General features: G+C 42.7%; 15 protein-coding genes. 4 read left to right on the top strand and 11 right to left on the bottom strand.

From position 1 onward, the window contains the following. Positions 1-89: 89 nt before the first annotated feature. Positions 90-824 carry a peptidoglycan editing factor PgeF gene (pgeF, locus tag ACYVGZ_RS04060; RefSeq protein WP_460751590.1) on the bottom strand — a complete coding sequence of 245 codons (735 nt, stop codon included), beginning with the start codon at positions 822-824 and terminating at the stop codon, positions 90-92. Between the two features lie 420 nt (positions 825-1,244). Continuing rightward, complete coding sequence (locus ACYVGZ_RS04055; protein ID WP_460751588.1) at positions 1,245-1,808, bottom strand: TetR/AcrR family transcriptional regulator; 564 nt, start codon at positions 1,806-1,808, stop codon at positions 1,245-1,247. Between the two features lie 134 nt (positions 1,809-1,942). Between ACYVGZ_RS04055 and lpdA the strand changes: the two genes are divergently transcribed. After that, entirely contained in the window at positions 1,943-3,349 is a 1,407-nt protein-coding gene (gene lpdA, locus ACYVGZ_RS04050; RefSeq protein ID WP_460751585.1) for a dihydrolipoyl dehydrogenase, read from the top strand. A 941-nt stretch (positions 3,350-4,290) separates the two neighbouring features. On the opposite strand, the gene rluD is transcribed toward lpdA, so the two are convergent. Next, entirely contained in the window at positions 4,291-5,274 is a 984-nt protein-coding gene (rluD, locus tag ACYVGZ_RS04045; RefSeq protein ID WP_460751582.1) for a 23S rRNA pseudouridine(1911/1915/1917) synthase RluD, read from the bottom strand. Between the two features lie 162 nt (positions 5,275-5,436). Here rluD and ACYVGZ_RS04040 point away from each other — a divergent pair, with 162 nt between their 5' ends. Beyond that, on the top strand, positions 5,437-6,279 hold the full coding sequence (locus ACYVGZ_RS04040; RefSeq protein ID WP_460751580.1) for an outer membrane protein assembly factor BamD: 843 nt from the start codon (positions 5,437-5,439) through the stop codon (positions 6,277-6,279). A 32-nt stretch (positions 6,280-6,311) separates the two neighbouring features. Here ACYVGZ_RS04040 and ACYVGZ_RS04035 read toward each other — a convergent pair whose 3' ends face one another. Together ACYVGZ_RS04035 and ACYVGZ_RS04030 are read right to left on the bottom strand one after the other, a co-directional pair. Beyond that, positions 6,312-6,992: a glutathione S-transferase gene (locus tag ACYVGZ_RS04035; RefSeq protein WP_460751577.1), complete on the bottom strand. Its 681-nt coding sequence runs from the start codon at positions 6,990-6,992 to the stop codon at positions 6,312-6,314. A gap of 81 nt (positions 6,993-7,073) precedes the next feature. Beyond that, on the bottom strand, positions 7,074-7,289 hold the full coding sequence (locus tag ACYVGZ_RS04030; protein ID WP_460751574.1) for a cold-shock protein: 216 nt from the start codon (positions 7,287-7,289) through the stop codon (positions 7,074-7,076). Positions 7,290-7,689: 400 nt separating this feature from the next. Here ACYVGZ_RS04030 and ACYVGZ_RS04025 point away from each other — a divergent pair, with 400 nt between their 5' ends. Then, positions 7,690-8,901, top strand: a complete 1,212-nt coding sequence (locus ACYVGZ_RS04025; protein ID WP_460751571.1) for an ammonium transporter — start codon at positions 7,690-7,692, stop codon at positions 8,899-8,901. An 80-nt stretch (positions 8,902-8,981) separates the two neighbouring features. Next, entirely contained in the window at positions 8,982-9,440 is a 459-nt protein-coding gene (locus ACYVGZ_RS04020; protein WP_460751568.1) for a DTW domain-containing protein, read from the top strand. Here ACYVGZ_RS04020 and ACYVGZ_RS04015 read toward each other — a convergent pair. The 6 genes from ACYVGZ_RS04015 to ACYVGZ_RS03990 all read right to left on the bottom strand — a co-directional run bounded on the left by ACYVGZ_RS04015 (position 9,430) and on the right by ACYVGZ_RS03990 (position 13,945). After that, on the bottom strand, positions 9,430-10,152 hold the full coding sequence (locus ACYVGZ_RS04015) for a fumarylacetoacetate hydrolase family protein (RefSeq protein WP_460751565.1): 723 nt from the start codon (positions 10,150-10,152) through the stop codon (positions 9,430-9,432). The genes ACYVGZ_RS04020 and ACYVGZ_RS04015 overlap by 11 nt on opposite strands. Positions 10,153-10,168: 16 nt before the next feature. Next, positions 10,169-10,813 carry a cupin domain-containing protein gene (locus ACYVGZ_RS04010; RefSeq protein ID WP_460751562.1) on the bottom strand — a complete coding sequence of 215 codons (645 nt, stop codon included), beginning with the start codon at positions 10,811-10,813 and terminating at the stop codon, positions 10,169-10,171. Between the two features lie 243 nt (positions 10,814-11,056). After that, positions 11,057-11,968, bottom strand: coding sequence for a porin (locus ACYVGZ_RS04005; protein ID WP_460751559.1), 912 nt, complete (start codon positions 11,966-11,968; stop codon positions 11,057-11,059). 431 nt (positions 11,969-12,399) lie between these two features. Beyond that, positions 12,400-13,059, bottom strand: a complete 660-nt coding sequence (locus ACYVGZ_RS04000; protein WP_460751556.1) for a DUF2058 domain-containing protein — start codon at positions 13,057-13,059, stop codon at positions 12,400-12,402. Between the two features lie 20 nt (positions 13,060-13,079). Further along, entirely contained in the window at positions 13,080-13,289 is a 210-nt protein-coding gene (locus ACYVGZ_RS03995) for a cold-shock protein (protein WP_012071288.1), read from the bottom strand. Positions 13,290-13,546: 257 nt separating this feature from the next. Next, positions 13,547-13,945 (bottom strand): MmcQ/YjbR family DNA-binding protein, encoded by a 399-nt coding sequence (locus tag ACYVGZ_RS03990; RefSeq protein WP_460751552.1) that lies wholly within the window; start codon positions 13,943-13,945, stop codon positions 13,547-13,549. Positions 13,946-14,723 lie beyond the last annotated feature (778 nt).

Here is a 14,723-nt window from a genome sequence, read left to right as displayed (position 1 = left end):
AGTTCTCTGTTACTCACTTAATAAGCCTGTTTACAGTAATTTCAATGGATGAGTGTCATTATTTTGACACCCATCAATAAATTAAGAAATTATTCGATCCAAATGACCGATGCCATTCGGCCAGTTTTGCCATCACGGCGGTAGGAGTAGAAGCGCTCTTCATCTTGATAGGTACAGAATTTTCCGCCATAAACCTTAGCGACACCTGCCTTTGTGAGACGCTGCTTAGCCAATAAATACAAGTTACCAAGCCACTTTCCATTATTTTTTTGCGTAAAGGCTTGCCCTGCATCTGGGTCTTTCTCAACAAAGGCTTCACGGACCTCAGGGCCCACTTCGAAGGCATCTGGGCCGATAGCAGGACCAAGCCAAGCCATAACTTCTTGCCCTGTAAACTCTTCAAGAGTGCGTTCTAACACCCCTTCACACAGCCCACGCCAACCAGCATGAGCAACCGCCACTTGTGTTCCTTCTAGATTACAAAAAAACACCGGCAGACAATCTGCGGTAAGCACTGCACATACTTGTTGCTTGGAGGCAGTATAGGCGGCATCTGAAGTCACGTCATTACAAGATGAAGGTAAGTTTTTTACCACAGTGCCATGCACCTGATTCAACCAAACAAGGGAGTCTGGCATAGCAATGGACTGAGCAAATAAACGGCGATTTTGAGCCACATGAACTGGGTCATCCCCCACGTGACCGCCAAGGTTAAGAGAGTCAAACTCTCCTTCACTCACCCCATCTAAGCGAGTCGAAACATACGCTTTAATATGCGAAGGAGCAGGCCAATCAGGCGCTAAAAAGCGCTTTGCACTTGTCATAATAGACCTTCTTTAAAGCTAGATTAGAGATAGAAAATAATGAGTGACATTAGCAACTTAAGCGCCATAGCTACAGCTTTTTTGCGTTTTTTTTACTATTCAACGAGCGGCCTTGGTAAGCACTCTATTAAAAGCAGCCTTATTTGTTGTTTCCTCCTTGCTTACCGAAAGCTGGTTTCAAATCATAAGTCAGTGCATCTTCAATTAGCTATAGAATATGTGCTGGTACATCATATTCAAGAACACAAACCTCATACTTGCCAGTAAACCATTGATACATATGTAGTGAATACGTTTTATCAGGGCAATCAACCAGATGTTGCCTTAATCAGAAAGACCAATAGTGTGTGATGGGACCTTTGTCTACTTTGCTCAAGCGTCGCTCACACTAGTAAAAAAACAAAGCCCCCCCTCTAAAAGTTAATTATACGCCGTACGCCAATGCGACAAAGCTCGATCAAAAAAAGCAGGGTCATCTGCACCTTGAACCAATATAGAAGCGCCATGTAAGCAAGCAAGAAGTTGGCTTGCTTTAGTTAAAGCTTTTTCTTCACCGGACTGCTCCAAACGCATAAAGACTTGCTTCAGCCAATCTAGTTTTAACTTATAAAAAATGGCCAACTCCTGGCTTACTGCATCTGGTAAAGAAGCTTTATCAGATGTCAGCATAGTACATAGACTCATGTTCATTTGATCTACCACTTTGGCTTTGAAGCCATCAATAAACCCATTTATCAGGTCCTTAGTACTAAGCGTTGCATCACAAGGGTTCGGTAGCATCTGGGAAAATTCATGGGTATATCGAGCCATTACAGCAGCCACTAAGTCGCCTTTGGTGGGGTAGTGATAGTGCACACTGGCACTCTTTATACCGACTTTTTCAGCTATATCTCGAAAACTAAAAGCACCATAACCCCCTTGAGAAATAAACTCCTCGGCGACATCCATAATTTTAGATTTAGTATCTACCTTTGCATCTTTCATATCGTTATCAGTTCTCTACTTACACCACCATCTACCTAGTGGTAGGTATTTTATTGACTTCACTTTTAACTACAAGTTATATTTCACCTATCAAGTGATAGATAGATTCAAAATACTTCACAGGAGAATTTAGAATGACATACGACCTTTTGGTATTGGGAAGTGGGCCAGGTGGCTATGCTGCTGCTTTTCGAGCGGCAGATTTGGGCTTAAAAGTCGCCATGGTCGAGCGCCACCCCACTATTGGTGGGGTTTGCTTGAACGTTGGTTGCATCCCCTCTAAAGCGCTATTGCATGTAGCAGGCAAAATACGCATGGCAGACGAGCCTAGCCATGGGGTTCAATATGCCAAGCCAACCATTGACCTAGACGCTATTCGTCATCACCGACAATCTACAGTAGACACCTTAACCAGTAACCTTGCTCTCATGGCAAAAGGCCGCAAGGTGGATGTGCTACAAGGTGAAGGGCACTTTGAGTCAACGACTTCTCTAACCGTCACAAAAGACAATGACGTTAAAAAGCTCACATTTAAAAAAGCCATTATCGCCGTTGGCTCACGTGCCATTAAATTACCTTTTGCTCCTTACGATGACCCACGCATTCTTGATGCTACCAGTGCGCTGCAACTTGAGCGCATTCCAGAACATTTGTTAATTCTTGGTGGTGGCATCATTGGTTTAGAGATGGCAACCGTGTACCAGTCACTAGGAGCAAAAATTACTGTGGCGGAATTGGGCGATCAGATTATGACTGGTGCAGATAAAGACCTTGTACGTGTTTTCGAACAAGCTAATAAAGATCGCATGACGTTTTTGACACAAACCCAAGTCACTAATATTCAAGCCACTCCAGAAGCATTAAATATCACGTTGAAAGACAAAGACAGTGAACGGAACCTTGCAGTTGATTCAGTATTAGTTGCCGTAGGCCGTTCTCCAAATGGTCGCAACGCCGGTATTCCAGACATTGGCGTCAAAATAGATGAAAGAGGTTTTATTTTGACAAACGATCAGTGCAAAACATCAGTATCGAATATTTTTGCGATTGGTGACGTTACTCACGGTCCCATGCTTGCCCATAAAGCAGCTCACGAAGGCCACATAGCCGCGGAAGTCATCGCTGGACATAATGTCGCCTTTCAACCTATGGCCATTCCTTCCATTGCTTACACCTTCCCAGAAGTGGCGTGGGTTGGGTTAACAGAAACTGAAGCAAAGAAGCAAAAAATCCCTGTAAAAACCGCTGTTTTTCCATGGAGTGCCAGTGGTCGAGCCATAGCTTCTGGAGTAACACAAGGCAAAACCAAACTCATTTATGATGAAGCAACAGAGCGCGTTTTGGGTGCCGGTATTGTAGGTTCCCACGCTGGCGAGTTATTAGGAGAATTGACTCTGGCTATTGAGTTTGGTTCCACACTTGAAGACATTGCCTTAACCATTCATGCCCACCCAAGCTTACATGAAAGTGTTGGGCTCGCCGCAGAGCTGGGCGCAGGAACCATTACCGACTTGCCAAACAAAAAAGCAGTAAAACGATAACAACATTCACATCGCTAACTCCTTGAGTTGAAGTTCTACGCCATAGCCTTCTGGTAAAGATGGCATATTTAGAAGGACCAAATCGTGGGGGATGGCCTATTTGTTTACTTTATGGGAACTGCCTTCCCAACGGTGCATTACGGCCTTCGGCCTAACAGCCCCCTACTTTTTTGTGAAGTTTTATCGTTTTTATCAAGACAGCCATGCTTAAAAGGCCCCAATAATGGGGATGGCGTATTTGGTTACTTTATGGGAACTGCGTTCCCAACGGTGCATTACGGCCTTCGGCCTAACGGCCCCCTACTTTTTGTGTGACGTTTTATCGCTTTTAACAAGACAGCCATGTTAAGAAGTGCCAAATGATGGGAGATGGCCTATTTGTTTACTTTATGGGAACTGCGTTCCCAACGGTGCATTACGGCCTTCGGCCTAACGGCTCCCTACTTTTTTTGTGACGTTTTATCGCTTTTAACAAGACAGCCATGCTTAGAGGGCCCAAATGATGGGAGATGGCGTATTTGGTTACTTTATGGGAACTGCGTTCCCAACGGTGCATTACGGCCTTCGGCCTAACGGCCCCCTACTTTTTTGTGACGTTTTATCGCTTTTAACAAGACAGCCATGTTAAGAAGTGCCAAATGATGGGAGATGGCGTATTTGTTTACTTTATGGGAACTGCGTTCCCAGCGGTGCATTACGGCCTTCGGCCTAACGGCCCCCTACTTTTTTGTGAAATTTTATCGCTTTTAACAAGACAGCCATGTTAAGAAGCGCCGAGTGATGGGAGATGGCGTATTTGCTTACTTTATGGGAACTACGCTCCCAGCGGTGCATTACAGCCTTCGGCCTAACGGCCCCCTACTTTTTATGATGTTTTATCATTAGGTAGAGGAAGGTGCAGCCGCAGGAGACTGTGGCTGCGTGTGTTTGTATTAGCGTGGTTAGAAATACTCAGAGTCGTTGCTGCCGGACTCTAGCATGTCTTGTTTTAGAGCTTGCAGTAGCTTTTGCATGTCTTCGGGAAGATCTATTTCCCATTCCATCCATTCGCCAGTGATGGGGTGGGATAGTTCTAGACGTTTTGCATGTAGAGCTTGTCGTCTAAAGCCTCGTAGCTCTTCTTGCAATGGTTCTGAGCAAGCTTTAGGCATTTTCAAACGCCCTGCATATTGTGGGTCACCTACCAGTGGATATTGAATATGTGCCATGTGCACGCGAATCTGGTGTGTACGCCCTGTTTCAAGTTTCAGGCGGATGTGGGTATGGTTTTTATAGCGTGTAACTAATCGGTAGTGAGTTACCGCATCTTTACCATTAACTGGCTCTACAGCTTGTTTTTGACGGTTATGAGGGTGTCTGCCAATAGGCTCATCGACTATGCCGCCGCCAGTCATTAGACCAATTGTAATGGCTTCATACTCACGCCCCATGCTTCGCTCTTGCAGTTGTGCAACCAGGTCCGTTTGTGCCGCTAGAGTTTTAGCAACTACCATTAAGCCCGTGGTTTCTTTATCCAATCGATGCACTATGCCTGCTCTTGGAATATGAGCAGTTTCAGGTGCATGGTGCAAGATAGCGTTCATCAATGTGCCATCACGATTTCCCGCTGCGGGGTGAACTACTAAACCAGCGGGCTTGTTAACTACCATGATGTCGTCGTCTTCATAGACCACGTCAATCGGCATATCTTGTGCTTCGTGAATTTCTTGATCTTCAATCTGAACATCTAGGGCGATCAGTTCACCACCAAATAATTTTTCTTTCGGTTTGGTAACTTTACCGTCAACGGTGAGTTCCCCGCCCTTTATCCATTCTTTCACTTTTGACCGTGAATAATCATGAAATAGCTCTGTTGCTATCTGATCGAACCGGTTACCACCCAAATCAAATGGGACTTGGGCTTCTTTTACTATGCGCTCTGCCATACAATGTACTTATCTTTGTCTTTTTTAACTTCTTAATGTAATGATAAGAAGTTGAATGTGAAATAAACGTGTAGCGTCTTGTTCTGCATCAATATTCGTAATATAACGCTACAGAATGCCAATTTTGGCTAATCTACTACCATATCAGGGTTTTTATTATACATGGGATTTCATCACTCGTTGCTTAGATTCTCAGGAATCGTCGGTTTTTCTTTTCTTGTTGTTGCCTGTTCCAGTAAACCTGTTCATGAACCAGACCTACCTGAACGCGAATATTATGAAGAAGCGCAAAAAGCGTTGGACGATGGGCTGCCTTCAACCGCCATTAAACATCTCAAAGACTTAGACTCTCGTTACCCTTTTGGCGAATTCAGTACTCGAGCTGAGCTAGATTTAATTTATGCGCAATACGAAGCGGGTGATTACATTGCCTCACATGCCAGTGCTGATCGGTTTATTAAGAACCATACCGACCATGACGCCTTGGATTATGTTTATTACATGCGTGCCATCGCTACTTACAGTGGCACCCAAAGCTTACTAACCCGTTATTTATCGGTTGACCCTAGTGATCGTGATTCGAAAGAGTTTACGAAGGCTTTTAATGAACTTGCCGATCTATTAGCCCGCTTTCCAAATAGCCAGTACGCACCTGACGCAAAAGCGCGTATGCAATATTTACGTGAGATCATTGCAGAACATGAAGTAAACGTGGCTTTTTATTATTTAAAACGCCAAGCTCCTTTGTCTGCTCTACGTCGTAGCCAAGAGGTGATTCAGCATTACCCAAGCTCAAATTCAATGGAAAGAGCTCTAGCTATCAGTGTACAGTCTTACCAAGACCTTGAACAAAACGAGCTTGCCCAAGTTAATTTAGGGGTGTTGGCAACGAACTTCCCTGATTCTGAATACCTAAATGAACAAGGACAATTTAATCGTATTACTTTGCCAAATGATGCCGACCCAAGTTTTTGGTATTGGGTGTCTTTTGGTTTAATCGATTAAAACAAACTATATACCTTAAATAGCCTCTTAACCTAACCGTTACAGAGGCTATTTTTTTCTCTTGGGAACACGATAGGAGCAGAGTCTTCCAGCCAAGGGATGAATTTCTCCATCACCACATCTGTGAATAATGCTTGCTCGGTGAAGCCTTTTAACCAACGATTCAAATGCTCATAAGGGCTGGCTTCAAACCACTTAATGTCTACCATAGAGAGCTGTCGAATGAAGGGAAATACTCCAATGTCAGCTAAGCTCATATTCTCTCCACACAAGAAGGCCGAATGGCTTAATCTCTGGTTTAAACGCTGCAAAAATATTTCGGCTTTAGTACGGTAATACTCTTGATTAAACTCAGGGTAACGATCTGCATATTTATAGCGGTCTAGCCAATGTTTAAATTTGCCATCGTTATACCGTATCCAAGTTAATATTTTTACTTGGTCAGGTTGGTTCTTTGGCCAAATCCTCTGAACAAGCTCACTCTCACTAGCCTGCAAGGCGTAAAAAATAATATCCAAGCTTTCTGGATAACGCCTTCCCTCGCAAGTGATAAGTTGAGGGACGCTTGATCGACCACCAAGATCCAATAACGCCTGGGGCTTATTTTTTAACACTATTTCCCTAAGAACAACAGGGAAATTCAATAGGGCTAATGTATAACGTGCGCGAATAGCATAAGGACAACGACGAAAGGAATATAAGGTAGGATACAATGACTTCTCCGATCTTTATCTTTTAGACATAAAAAAGCCATGATAAAGATCATGGCTTTTAAAGTCACATCAGGCAGAAGCTTATTCTACGATCGTCACGTTCTCAGCTTGAGGACCTTTTTGACCTTGAGTCACTTCAAATGACACTTTTTGACCCTCTAAAAGAGTACGACGACCGGTACCATTGATAGCACGGAAATGAACAAATACATCTGAACCGCTTTCTTGCTCAATGAAACCAAAACCTTTTTCATCATTGAACCATTTAACAGTACCTGAAACTAACTGACCTGACATACAAACCTCAATTCTTATTTAATTACCCCAATATGGGCAAACTACAATTTAAGCAGAAAGTCTTAAGCCTTTCGCCATATCGATGCGCTAGAAATCATCCAATTGAAACTAGCACTTTGATAATAAGACGAAGAAATTAAAATATAAAGACGTTAGAAACCAACTTTTACAAATTAATTCCTTATTTCTTGATTTTTATATCAACATTTCGAAAAAGGCATCATATGTGTGCAAATCAAATAACTTAAACAAAATAAGCACCATTTCAAAGCAAACATGGAACACATCTTGCTTTAACTCCCTCCAACTCAAGCCAGATTTCAATATGACTATTTTTTTGAACCAATTGAGTGCAAATAAAAACAAATCGCACCCATAGTGCACACAACAGGAGATTCTTGTGAACGAAGTTAACAGCGCTGTAGAAACCCTCATCTCCAGCTCAAACACTTTTTTTATTCTTTTGGGGGCCATCATGGTCTTCGCCATGCATGCTGGCTTTGCCTTCTTAGAAGTTGGAACTGTACGAAGTAAAAACCAAGTTAATGCACTGGTTAAAATCATGACAGATTTTGCTATCTCAGCATTGGTGTATTTCTTTGTTGGCTACCAAATCGCGTATGGCGTTAACTTTTTCGCTAGTGCCGAAACGCTCGCACAACACAATGGGTATGATCTAGTTAAGTTCTTCTTTTTAATGACCTTTGCTGCGGCTATTCCTGCCATCATATCTGGTGGGGTTGCCGAACGAGCTCGTTTCTACCCTATGCTCATTAGTGCCGCAGTCATTGTTGGGGTAGCTTACCCGTTTCTTGAAGGGTTAATTTGGAATGGCAACTATGGTTTTCAAACTTGGTTAGAAAGCAATTTTGGTGCACCTTTTCATGATTTCGCAGGCTCCATTGTTGTGCACGGTTTTGGCGGCTGGGTTGCTCTAGCTGCGACATTACTATTAGGCACTAGAACTGGGCGTTTTAGAAATGGCAAACTCGTGGCCTTTGCTCCATCTAACATCCCATTTCTTGCCCTTGGCGCTTGGATTCTATGTATTGGCTGGTTCGGCTTTAATGTCATGTCTGCCCAAACCTTAGACGGCATAAGCGGTTTGGTTGCCGTAAACTCGTTAATGGCCATGGTGGGTGGTATTTTTACCGCTATGCTATTTGGTAGAAATGACCCAGGCTTTATCCATAACGGTCCGCTAGCGGGCTTGGTGGCCGTGTGTGCAGGCTCAGATGTTATGCACCCGATTGGCGCTCTAGCAACTGGCCTAGTGGCGGGAGCTCTGTTTACGTGGTTCTTCGCTATGATCCAACAGAAGTGGCAACAACTAGACGATGTATTAGGCGTTTGGCCCCTGCACGGCTTATGTGGTGTTTGGGGCGGACTTGCGGCTGGTATCTTTGGTCAGAGCAATTTAGGCGGACTTGGTGGGGTTAGCTTCATGTCCCAGCTTATTGGTTCAGCACTGGGTATAAGCATTGCACTGATCAGCGGCTTCTTAGTCTATGGCATGGTTAAACAAATGTCTGGTCTTCGTCTAACGCAAGAGGAAGAGTTCAATGGCGCTGACTTAACCATTCATAAAATTGGTGCCGTTAGCAAAGACTAGCCCTTGCTTGCTTTCATGCTGTGTATCTATATGATGCTGCTTTGGCATCATGTAGATAGGCAGATGAGCAAGAGAGCACAATGAAAATATGGTTACTGACCCACTCAGAGGAACGAAAGAAAGCGTCTGGCACAGGTAAGTTAGTTAAAGCTCAACTTGCCAAGAATTGTGACATTATTGAATGGTCCAGAACTCAGCCTAATAGCACACTCGCCAACCTTCCAGCAGAGGACACTGTGCTCATTTATTTGGATAACGAAACCTCTCCTGAACACCAAAAAATCCAGGCTAAACTGGCTAAGCATGTCATTATTATCGACGCGACTTGGCAACAAGCTAAAAAAATTTTTAACCGCACACCCTATTTACACAAATTCCAGCGCTATCAAATTCGTGACGCCCACTCCCAGTATTCAAAACGCCGCAACCAAGTTGAAGGAGGGCTTTGCACCGCAGAAACGGCCATACACATGATGGCTTTGAAGGGACACCCACAAACAGATGCCCTTCAAGCGGCCTTCGATACATTTAACCAATAACATTTAGCTGTATGTCACCCAAGCCTTCAACACTGGCTAACATAGTATCACCCACCACAATTGGCCCAACATTTTCTGGTGTGCCAGTCATAATTAAGTCACCAGGTCTTAACTCAAAGGTTTGTGATAATCTGCTGATCACTTCTTCAATAGACCAAGTTAAATGGGACAAATAACTTTGCTGTTTTATCTCGCCGTTTACGCTTAGGCGGATTTCTCGCTCGGCTAGAGAGTCATATTCAACCTGACTAGCCAATATAAGTGGGCTCATTGGTGCTGATTGATCGAAGGACTTCCCGACCTCCCAAGGTCGGCCCTTCTTTTTAGCCTGGGCTTGTAGGTCTCTTCGAGTCATATCTAAGCCTACGGCATAAGCCAGAATACTGTCTTTGGCTTGCGCTAATGATAGGTTGATCCCCCCTTGGCCAATCGCCACCACTAACTCCACTTCGTATTCAAACTGCTCCGTTGCCATTGGGTACGGCAAATTAACTGGCGTAGAAAACCCAACTGGCAAAACACAAGAAGCGTCTTTCGCAAAGAAGAAAGGAGGATCTCTATCTGGGTCATCGCCCATCTCGCGAGCATGGGCTGCATAGTTTCGGCCAACGCAAAACACTCTGCCAACAGGAAGAACTTGCTCACTGCCCTCTATAGGTAAATATACTCTTGGTTGCTCCGCAACAATACAAGACTTCTCGTTACTACCCATTTTTCCTCTCATATTCTTAAAAATGACCCGCTTTTAACCATACTAGGCTGGAGTCTAAGGTTGATAACAAATCACTTTGAAAGCTAGGCTCACGTAACCAACAACCAGCTGTTAACTGATAACCTGAATATTGTAACGCCCCTTTTATGACAAATAGCTCAACGCTTTTAAAGCCTGAAAGAATACTTTCAAAATCTAATTGGTCTTGCGTGTTCGTTCTAATTAACCAAACATTTTCTGAGTTCAGTTGGTGGAGGTGACGATATTCTGTTTTCCCAGGCAACCATAAATCAGCACAAGGAGAATGACTCTGATGAAGGTCGTCTACTTGGAATTGATGCAGTTTAACCAACAATAAACACCCATTACGGCTGTGGGGCGCATGGCTTGTGCCAGGTGGATTACGAAAATAACTACCTGCCGGAAAGTCTCCGTACTCATCAGAAAAAGTGCCTTCTAACACGAGAATCTCCTCACCCAAAGGGTGCGGATGAGACCTAAAAACTGAGCCAGCTTCATACCGTACAATACTGGTAGCATGGCCACGTTCTACTTCTTCACGAGCCAAGGGCTTTCGATACACTCCAACCATTGGGCTGGCTGACCAATCGAGTGAATGCGTGTTTATCATGATGGTTTTATGAAAGTCCATATTGAGCATGAGAAGCCTACCTTTCAAAGAAGAAAGATTAGTCTACCCCTATGGCAAAAGCACAATCAAGAAACTGAGTTAAATATCGGTTATTTTTTACAAGCATAAAAAAAGCACCAGGTGCTGCCACCTGATGCCAAGGAATGTTCCAGCTATCTACGAGAGGTAAAGAGTGGAACCTTGAATGATCCTACTTAACATAGAGCTTCTTAAATTAAGAAGCTCTAGAGTAAATAAAATCGCTAACCGATCTTAGAAACCGTAGTAAACACCAACAGCTGATTGAGAGTCTTCATCAGAACCGAATTGGCCAAATTCACCATAAACGTAGATGTTAGAAGCAAGATCGTAAGTGATACCTACACCGTACTCATCGTAATCTTCAGAAGCGGCAGCTTCTGGATCAACAGTTTGGTAAGATGCGTAAAGGTCACCAGCACCATAACCATAACGACCAGAAAGACCATAAATGTCTTGAGTATCTGACTCAGTTTCGTATTTAAGCGTTACGTTTAAGTTAGGTTGAACAGCGTAAGCAACAGATAGACCCGTTGTTTGGTTTTCATCTGCTGTATTATCATTTGAGTCGTAACCAACCGCTACAGTAAGATCATTCAGAGTATATTTGATTACAGAAGTTACTGCTGTACCGTATGAGATTCCGTCAGAGTTAGCTTTGTCTGCATCACCTTTTGATTGTGCAGAAAGCTGAATTTCAAAACCATTTAAACTTGGTGAGAAGTAAGCAATAGTGTCGCCTTCTTCTGTTGTAGACGCACTTTCAAAGCCAAGGAACTCGAACTGATCTACATCGTCTTGGATAGCGTTGTTGTAGATGCTATCAAACGTGCCAAGCTGGACTTTACCAAAGTTACCTTTAAGGCCAACATAAGCCTGGTCAACACCAACACTAACATCACTGTTCTTTTCGTCTGCGTCAGCTTCTAACTCATATTTGAAGAAAGCCGTTAGGTCTTCATTGATTTTAGTATCGCCTTTAATACCAAAAGTAGAGCCGTTGTCTGTGAATTCTGAACCATTTCCACCTTCAACGTATGAATATTGAATATTACCGTAGATATCCGCATTTACTTCAGCAGCAGAAGCTGAAACAGAAGCTAGCGCCGCACCAGATACCGCCAGAGCAATTATAGATTTTTTCATTCTCGTTTCCCTTAAATAGATACAGTTTAGTATTTTCATTATTTATGCTCGTTTCGTGCAAGCAACAACAAATAATCTAAACATTTCTGCAAATATGACAACAAGGTGAAGCTTACTTGCATAGTCTTATCCAAATCAGTTCTTTATTTTTGACAAGTGACAAATAAAGAGGAATAAAACTTGAAATATGCAAATCAAAAAATTTAAAATACAATAAAATCAATGATTTAGATAAAAATTGGTAAATAATGTGTAATAGATCACATTAAGATATGACAATAATCTGTCGAAAAATGAAGTTACTGGAGTATTTTTAGGCTGGACAAAACAAAAAATCAGGTTTGTAACAGAAAAATAGGAATAAGACTGTGAAAACAAACGTGACTAGCGTCCATTTTCACATCTAAAGGTATCAGAAATAGGGAAGCGATTTACCACATTAAATCATCTGGAATCTTAAAGTCAGCATATGGGTCATCTTCATCTTCTACATCATCTTGCCTAATATTACAGACAAGAATATAAGACTCATCGCGCTCTTTTATCTTGGCAGCAACGGGTTCGGCCACCAACTCATATTGCTCTTCAAGCTTTACGATCGCCAATCTGCCACGAGTAAGTTCATCGTGCATAGTTTGGCTTATATATAACTGCTTAACCTTTTTATTATCTGTAAAATGATAGGCAATATCACCGTCTTCTTTTTTAACTCTATTTTGCTCAATCATTTGCCTAATTTGGCCCTGAATGGCTTTTTGCTTGGCAAGTTGTTCACGTTCTAAGTTCAAGGCTCGATCTTTCGCTATTTTCTCGTCTTTTTGCTTCTGTAGCTCGGCCTTCCTTGCAGCGCCATCATCAGCACTAATCTTACCTTTTTTAACTTTTTGCTTATGCTGAAGCTTTTCTGCTTTAAGTTTATTTGCCTTTTTCTTATCAACAAGACCTGCACCTAGTAGCTGCTCTTGTAAAGATTTTGATGCCACGATAGCCTCCAAGAATGTAATGACTGCAAATGTACGTTCATATCTAATATAAAAACAAAAAAAGCGACTTTGAAAGTCGCTTTTTAATCGATACAAAGCTGAGTTCAACTCAGCGAGTTACCTTCTAATTAAAGAGGAGTAACGTTTTGAGCTTCAGGGCCTTTTTTACCTTGAGCTACTTGGAATTCAACTTTTTGGCCTTCAGCCAAAGTTTTGAAACCAGAAGTATTGATTGCAGAGAAGTGAACAAAAACGTCAGGACCTTGATCCTGAGTGATGAAACCGAAACCTTTAGTTTCGTTGAAGAATTTTACTGTACCAGTAACTACGTCAGACATGTCTGTTTATCCTGTAGATTAAGTTAATTTAATTGCTAGCAAAAACACCAACAATATAATGCTAAAAAAACTCGGTATTACTTATGACTTAACAGGATCGAACATACTGACGTACAATTCGCAACTCTGGACATAAATATAGCCAACTCTTTTAAACGAAACTGATTGTAGTCCGCTTTCTATCATGGGGTCAATGGACAATTCAATATTTTATTGAAATAGTTTTGGGGTTAAATGCACCAAAAAATCAAAAAGTGTTAATTGTCAGTACCATGCCTTCCATGAAGCTCTTGTTGTGTGAACTTCAGTTCCATAGCTTGCCTCTCTGTTTTTTTCAAAGAAGCAAAAACAAGAGAGTAAGAGTTGTCGATCATTCGCTCAATTTCACCTGCAGGTAAAGCCCCGTCAAGATGAATAGAGTTCCAATGCTTTTTATTCATGTGATAACCAGAAGTGACTTCAGGAAAAATATCCCTTAGCTGAATCGCTTCTTCTGGATCGCACTTCAAATTCACAAACAACTTGCCTTTCATTGCAAAAACCAAGGCGAAGACTTTATTATAAATCTTGAACACTTTCGGCTCAGGGCCAAACGGATAATCAAGAAACGCTTCTGGCTTATTCGTCAGATACCGAACCACATCACCTTCATTCATTAACTTACTCCTTGCCTGCTTACTTGTAAAAAGTATAACCCCCAAAGGAGTTGCAGTAAAAAATAAGTCAAAGTTTGCGAAGCGAGGGTGAAGCTTTGTATAAACCCAAAGGGGTGTGGTAGAACATGACGAGGTACGAGACAGGCGCAAGTAAATGGATAACTACAACCGATATGTTCAATATCGGTTATATGGGCGCTTTGCACTCACGGCGCATTACGGCCTTCGGCCTAACAGCGCCCTACGATTGGTGATGTGAAAAAATATAATAGGTTGCGGTTATTTATTTACGCTGACGCGTCGAGGTACGAGACAGGCGCAAGTAAATGGATAACCACAACCGATATGTTCAATATCGGTTATATGGGCGCTTCGCACCCGCGGCGCATTACGGCCTTCGGCCTAACAGCGCCCTACAGCCGAGGGCGTAGCCCTCATGTTACACCACGCAATTTGGTTCAATCATGGATGCTTCGCACCCACGGCGCATTACGGCCTTCGGCCTAACGGCGCCCTACGATTGGGGATGTGAAAAAATATAATAGGTTGCGGTTATGCATTTACGCAGACGCGTCGAGGTACGAGACAGGCGCAAGTAAATGGATAACTACAACCGATATGTTCAATATCGGTTATATGGGCGCTTTGCACTCAGCGGCGCATTACGGCCTGCGGCCTAACGGCGCCCTACGAGTCGGAGCTTGGGATTGACGTTTTGGCGCTGTAAACGAAAAAACCCCACACGACGTTTGTCGTATGGGGTTTCTCTTATATTAAA

Source organism: Marinomonas epiphytica (assembly GCF_054780655.1).
Note: the sequence above shows the minus strand (reverse complement) of the source record. Positions and strands in the feature narration are given on the sequence as shown.

What these genes read in the sequence shown, in the direction of transcription:
- ACYVGZ_RS04010 (WP_460751562.1), bottom strand. Translation starts at nt 10,813, where the DNA reads ATGCTCAATATGGACTTTCATAAAACCATCATGATAAACACGCATTCA.
- lpdA (WP_460751585.1), top strand. Translation starts at nt 1,943, where the DNA reads ATGACATACGACCTTTTGGTATTGGGAAGTGGGCCAGGTGGCTATGCT.
- ACYVGZ_RS04020 (WP_460751568.1), top strand. Translation starts at nt 8,982, where the DNA reads ATGAAAATATGGTTACTGACCCACTCAGAGGAACGAAAGAAAGCGTCT.
- rluD (WP_460751582.1), bottom strand. Translation starts at nt 5,274, where the DNA reads ATGGCAGAGCGCATAGTAAAAGAAGCCCAAGTCCCATTTGATTTGGGT.
- ACYVGZ_RS04005 (WP_460751559.1), bottom strand. Translation starts at nt 11,968, where the DNA reads ATGAAAAAATCTATAATTGCTCTGGCGGTATCTGGTGCGGCGCTAGCT.
- ACYVGZ_RS04040 (WP_460751580.1), top strand. Translation starts at nt 5,437, where the DNA reads ATGGGATTTCATCACTCGTTGCTTAGATTCTCAGGAATCGTCGGTTTT.
- ACYVGZ_RS04055 (WP_460751588.1), bottom strand. Translation starts at nt 1,808, where the DNA reads ATGAAAGATGCAAAGGTAGATACTAAATCTAAAATTATGGATGTCGCC.
- ACYVGZ_RS04015 (WP_460751565.1), bottom strand. Translation starts at nt 10,152, where the DNA reads ATGGGTAGTAACGAGAAGTCTTGTATTGTTGCGGAGCAACCAAGAGTA.
- pgeF (WP_460751590.1), bottom strand. Translation starts at nt 824, where the DNA reads ATGACAAGTGCAAAGCGCTTTTTAGCGCCTGATTGGCCTGCTCCTTCG.
- ACYVGZ_RS03990 (WP_460751552.1), bottom strand. Translation starts at nt 13,945, where the DNA reads ATGAATGAAGGTGATGTGGTTCGGTATCTGACGAATAAGCCAGAAGCG.
- ACYVGZ_RS03995 (WP_012071288.1), bottom strand. Translation starts at nt 13,289, where the DNA reads ATGTCTGACGTAGTTACTGGTACAGTAAAATTCTTCAACGAAACTAAA.
- ACYVGZ_RS04030 (WP_460751574.1), bottom strand. Translation starts at nt 7,289, where the DNA reads ATGTCAGGTCAGTTAGTTTCAGGTACTGTTAAATGGTTCAATGATGAA.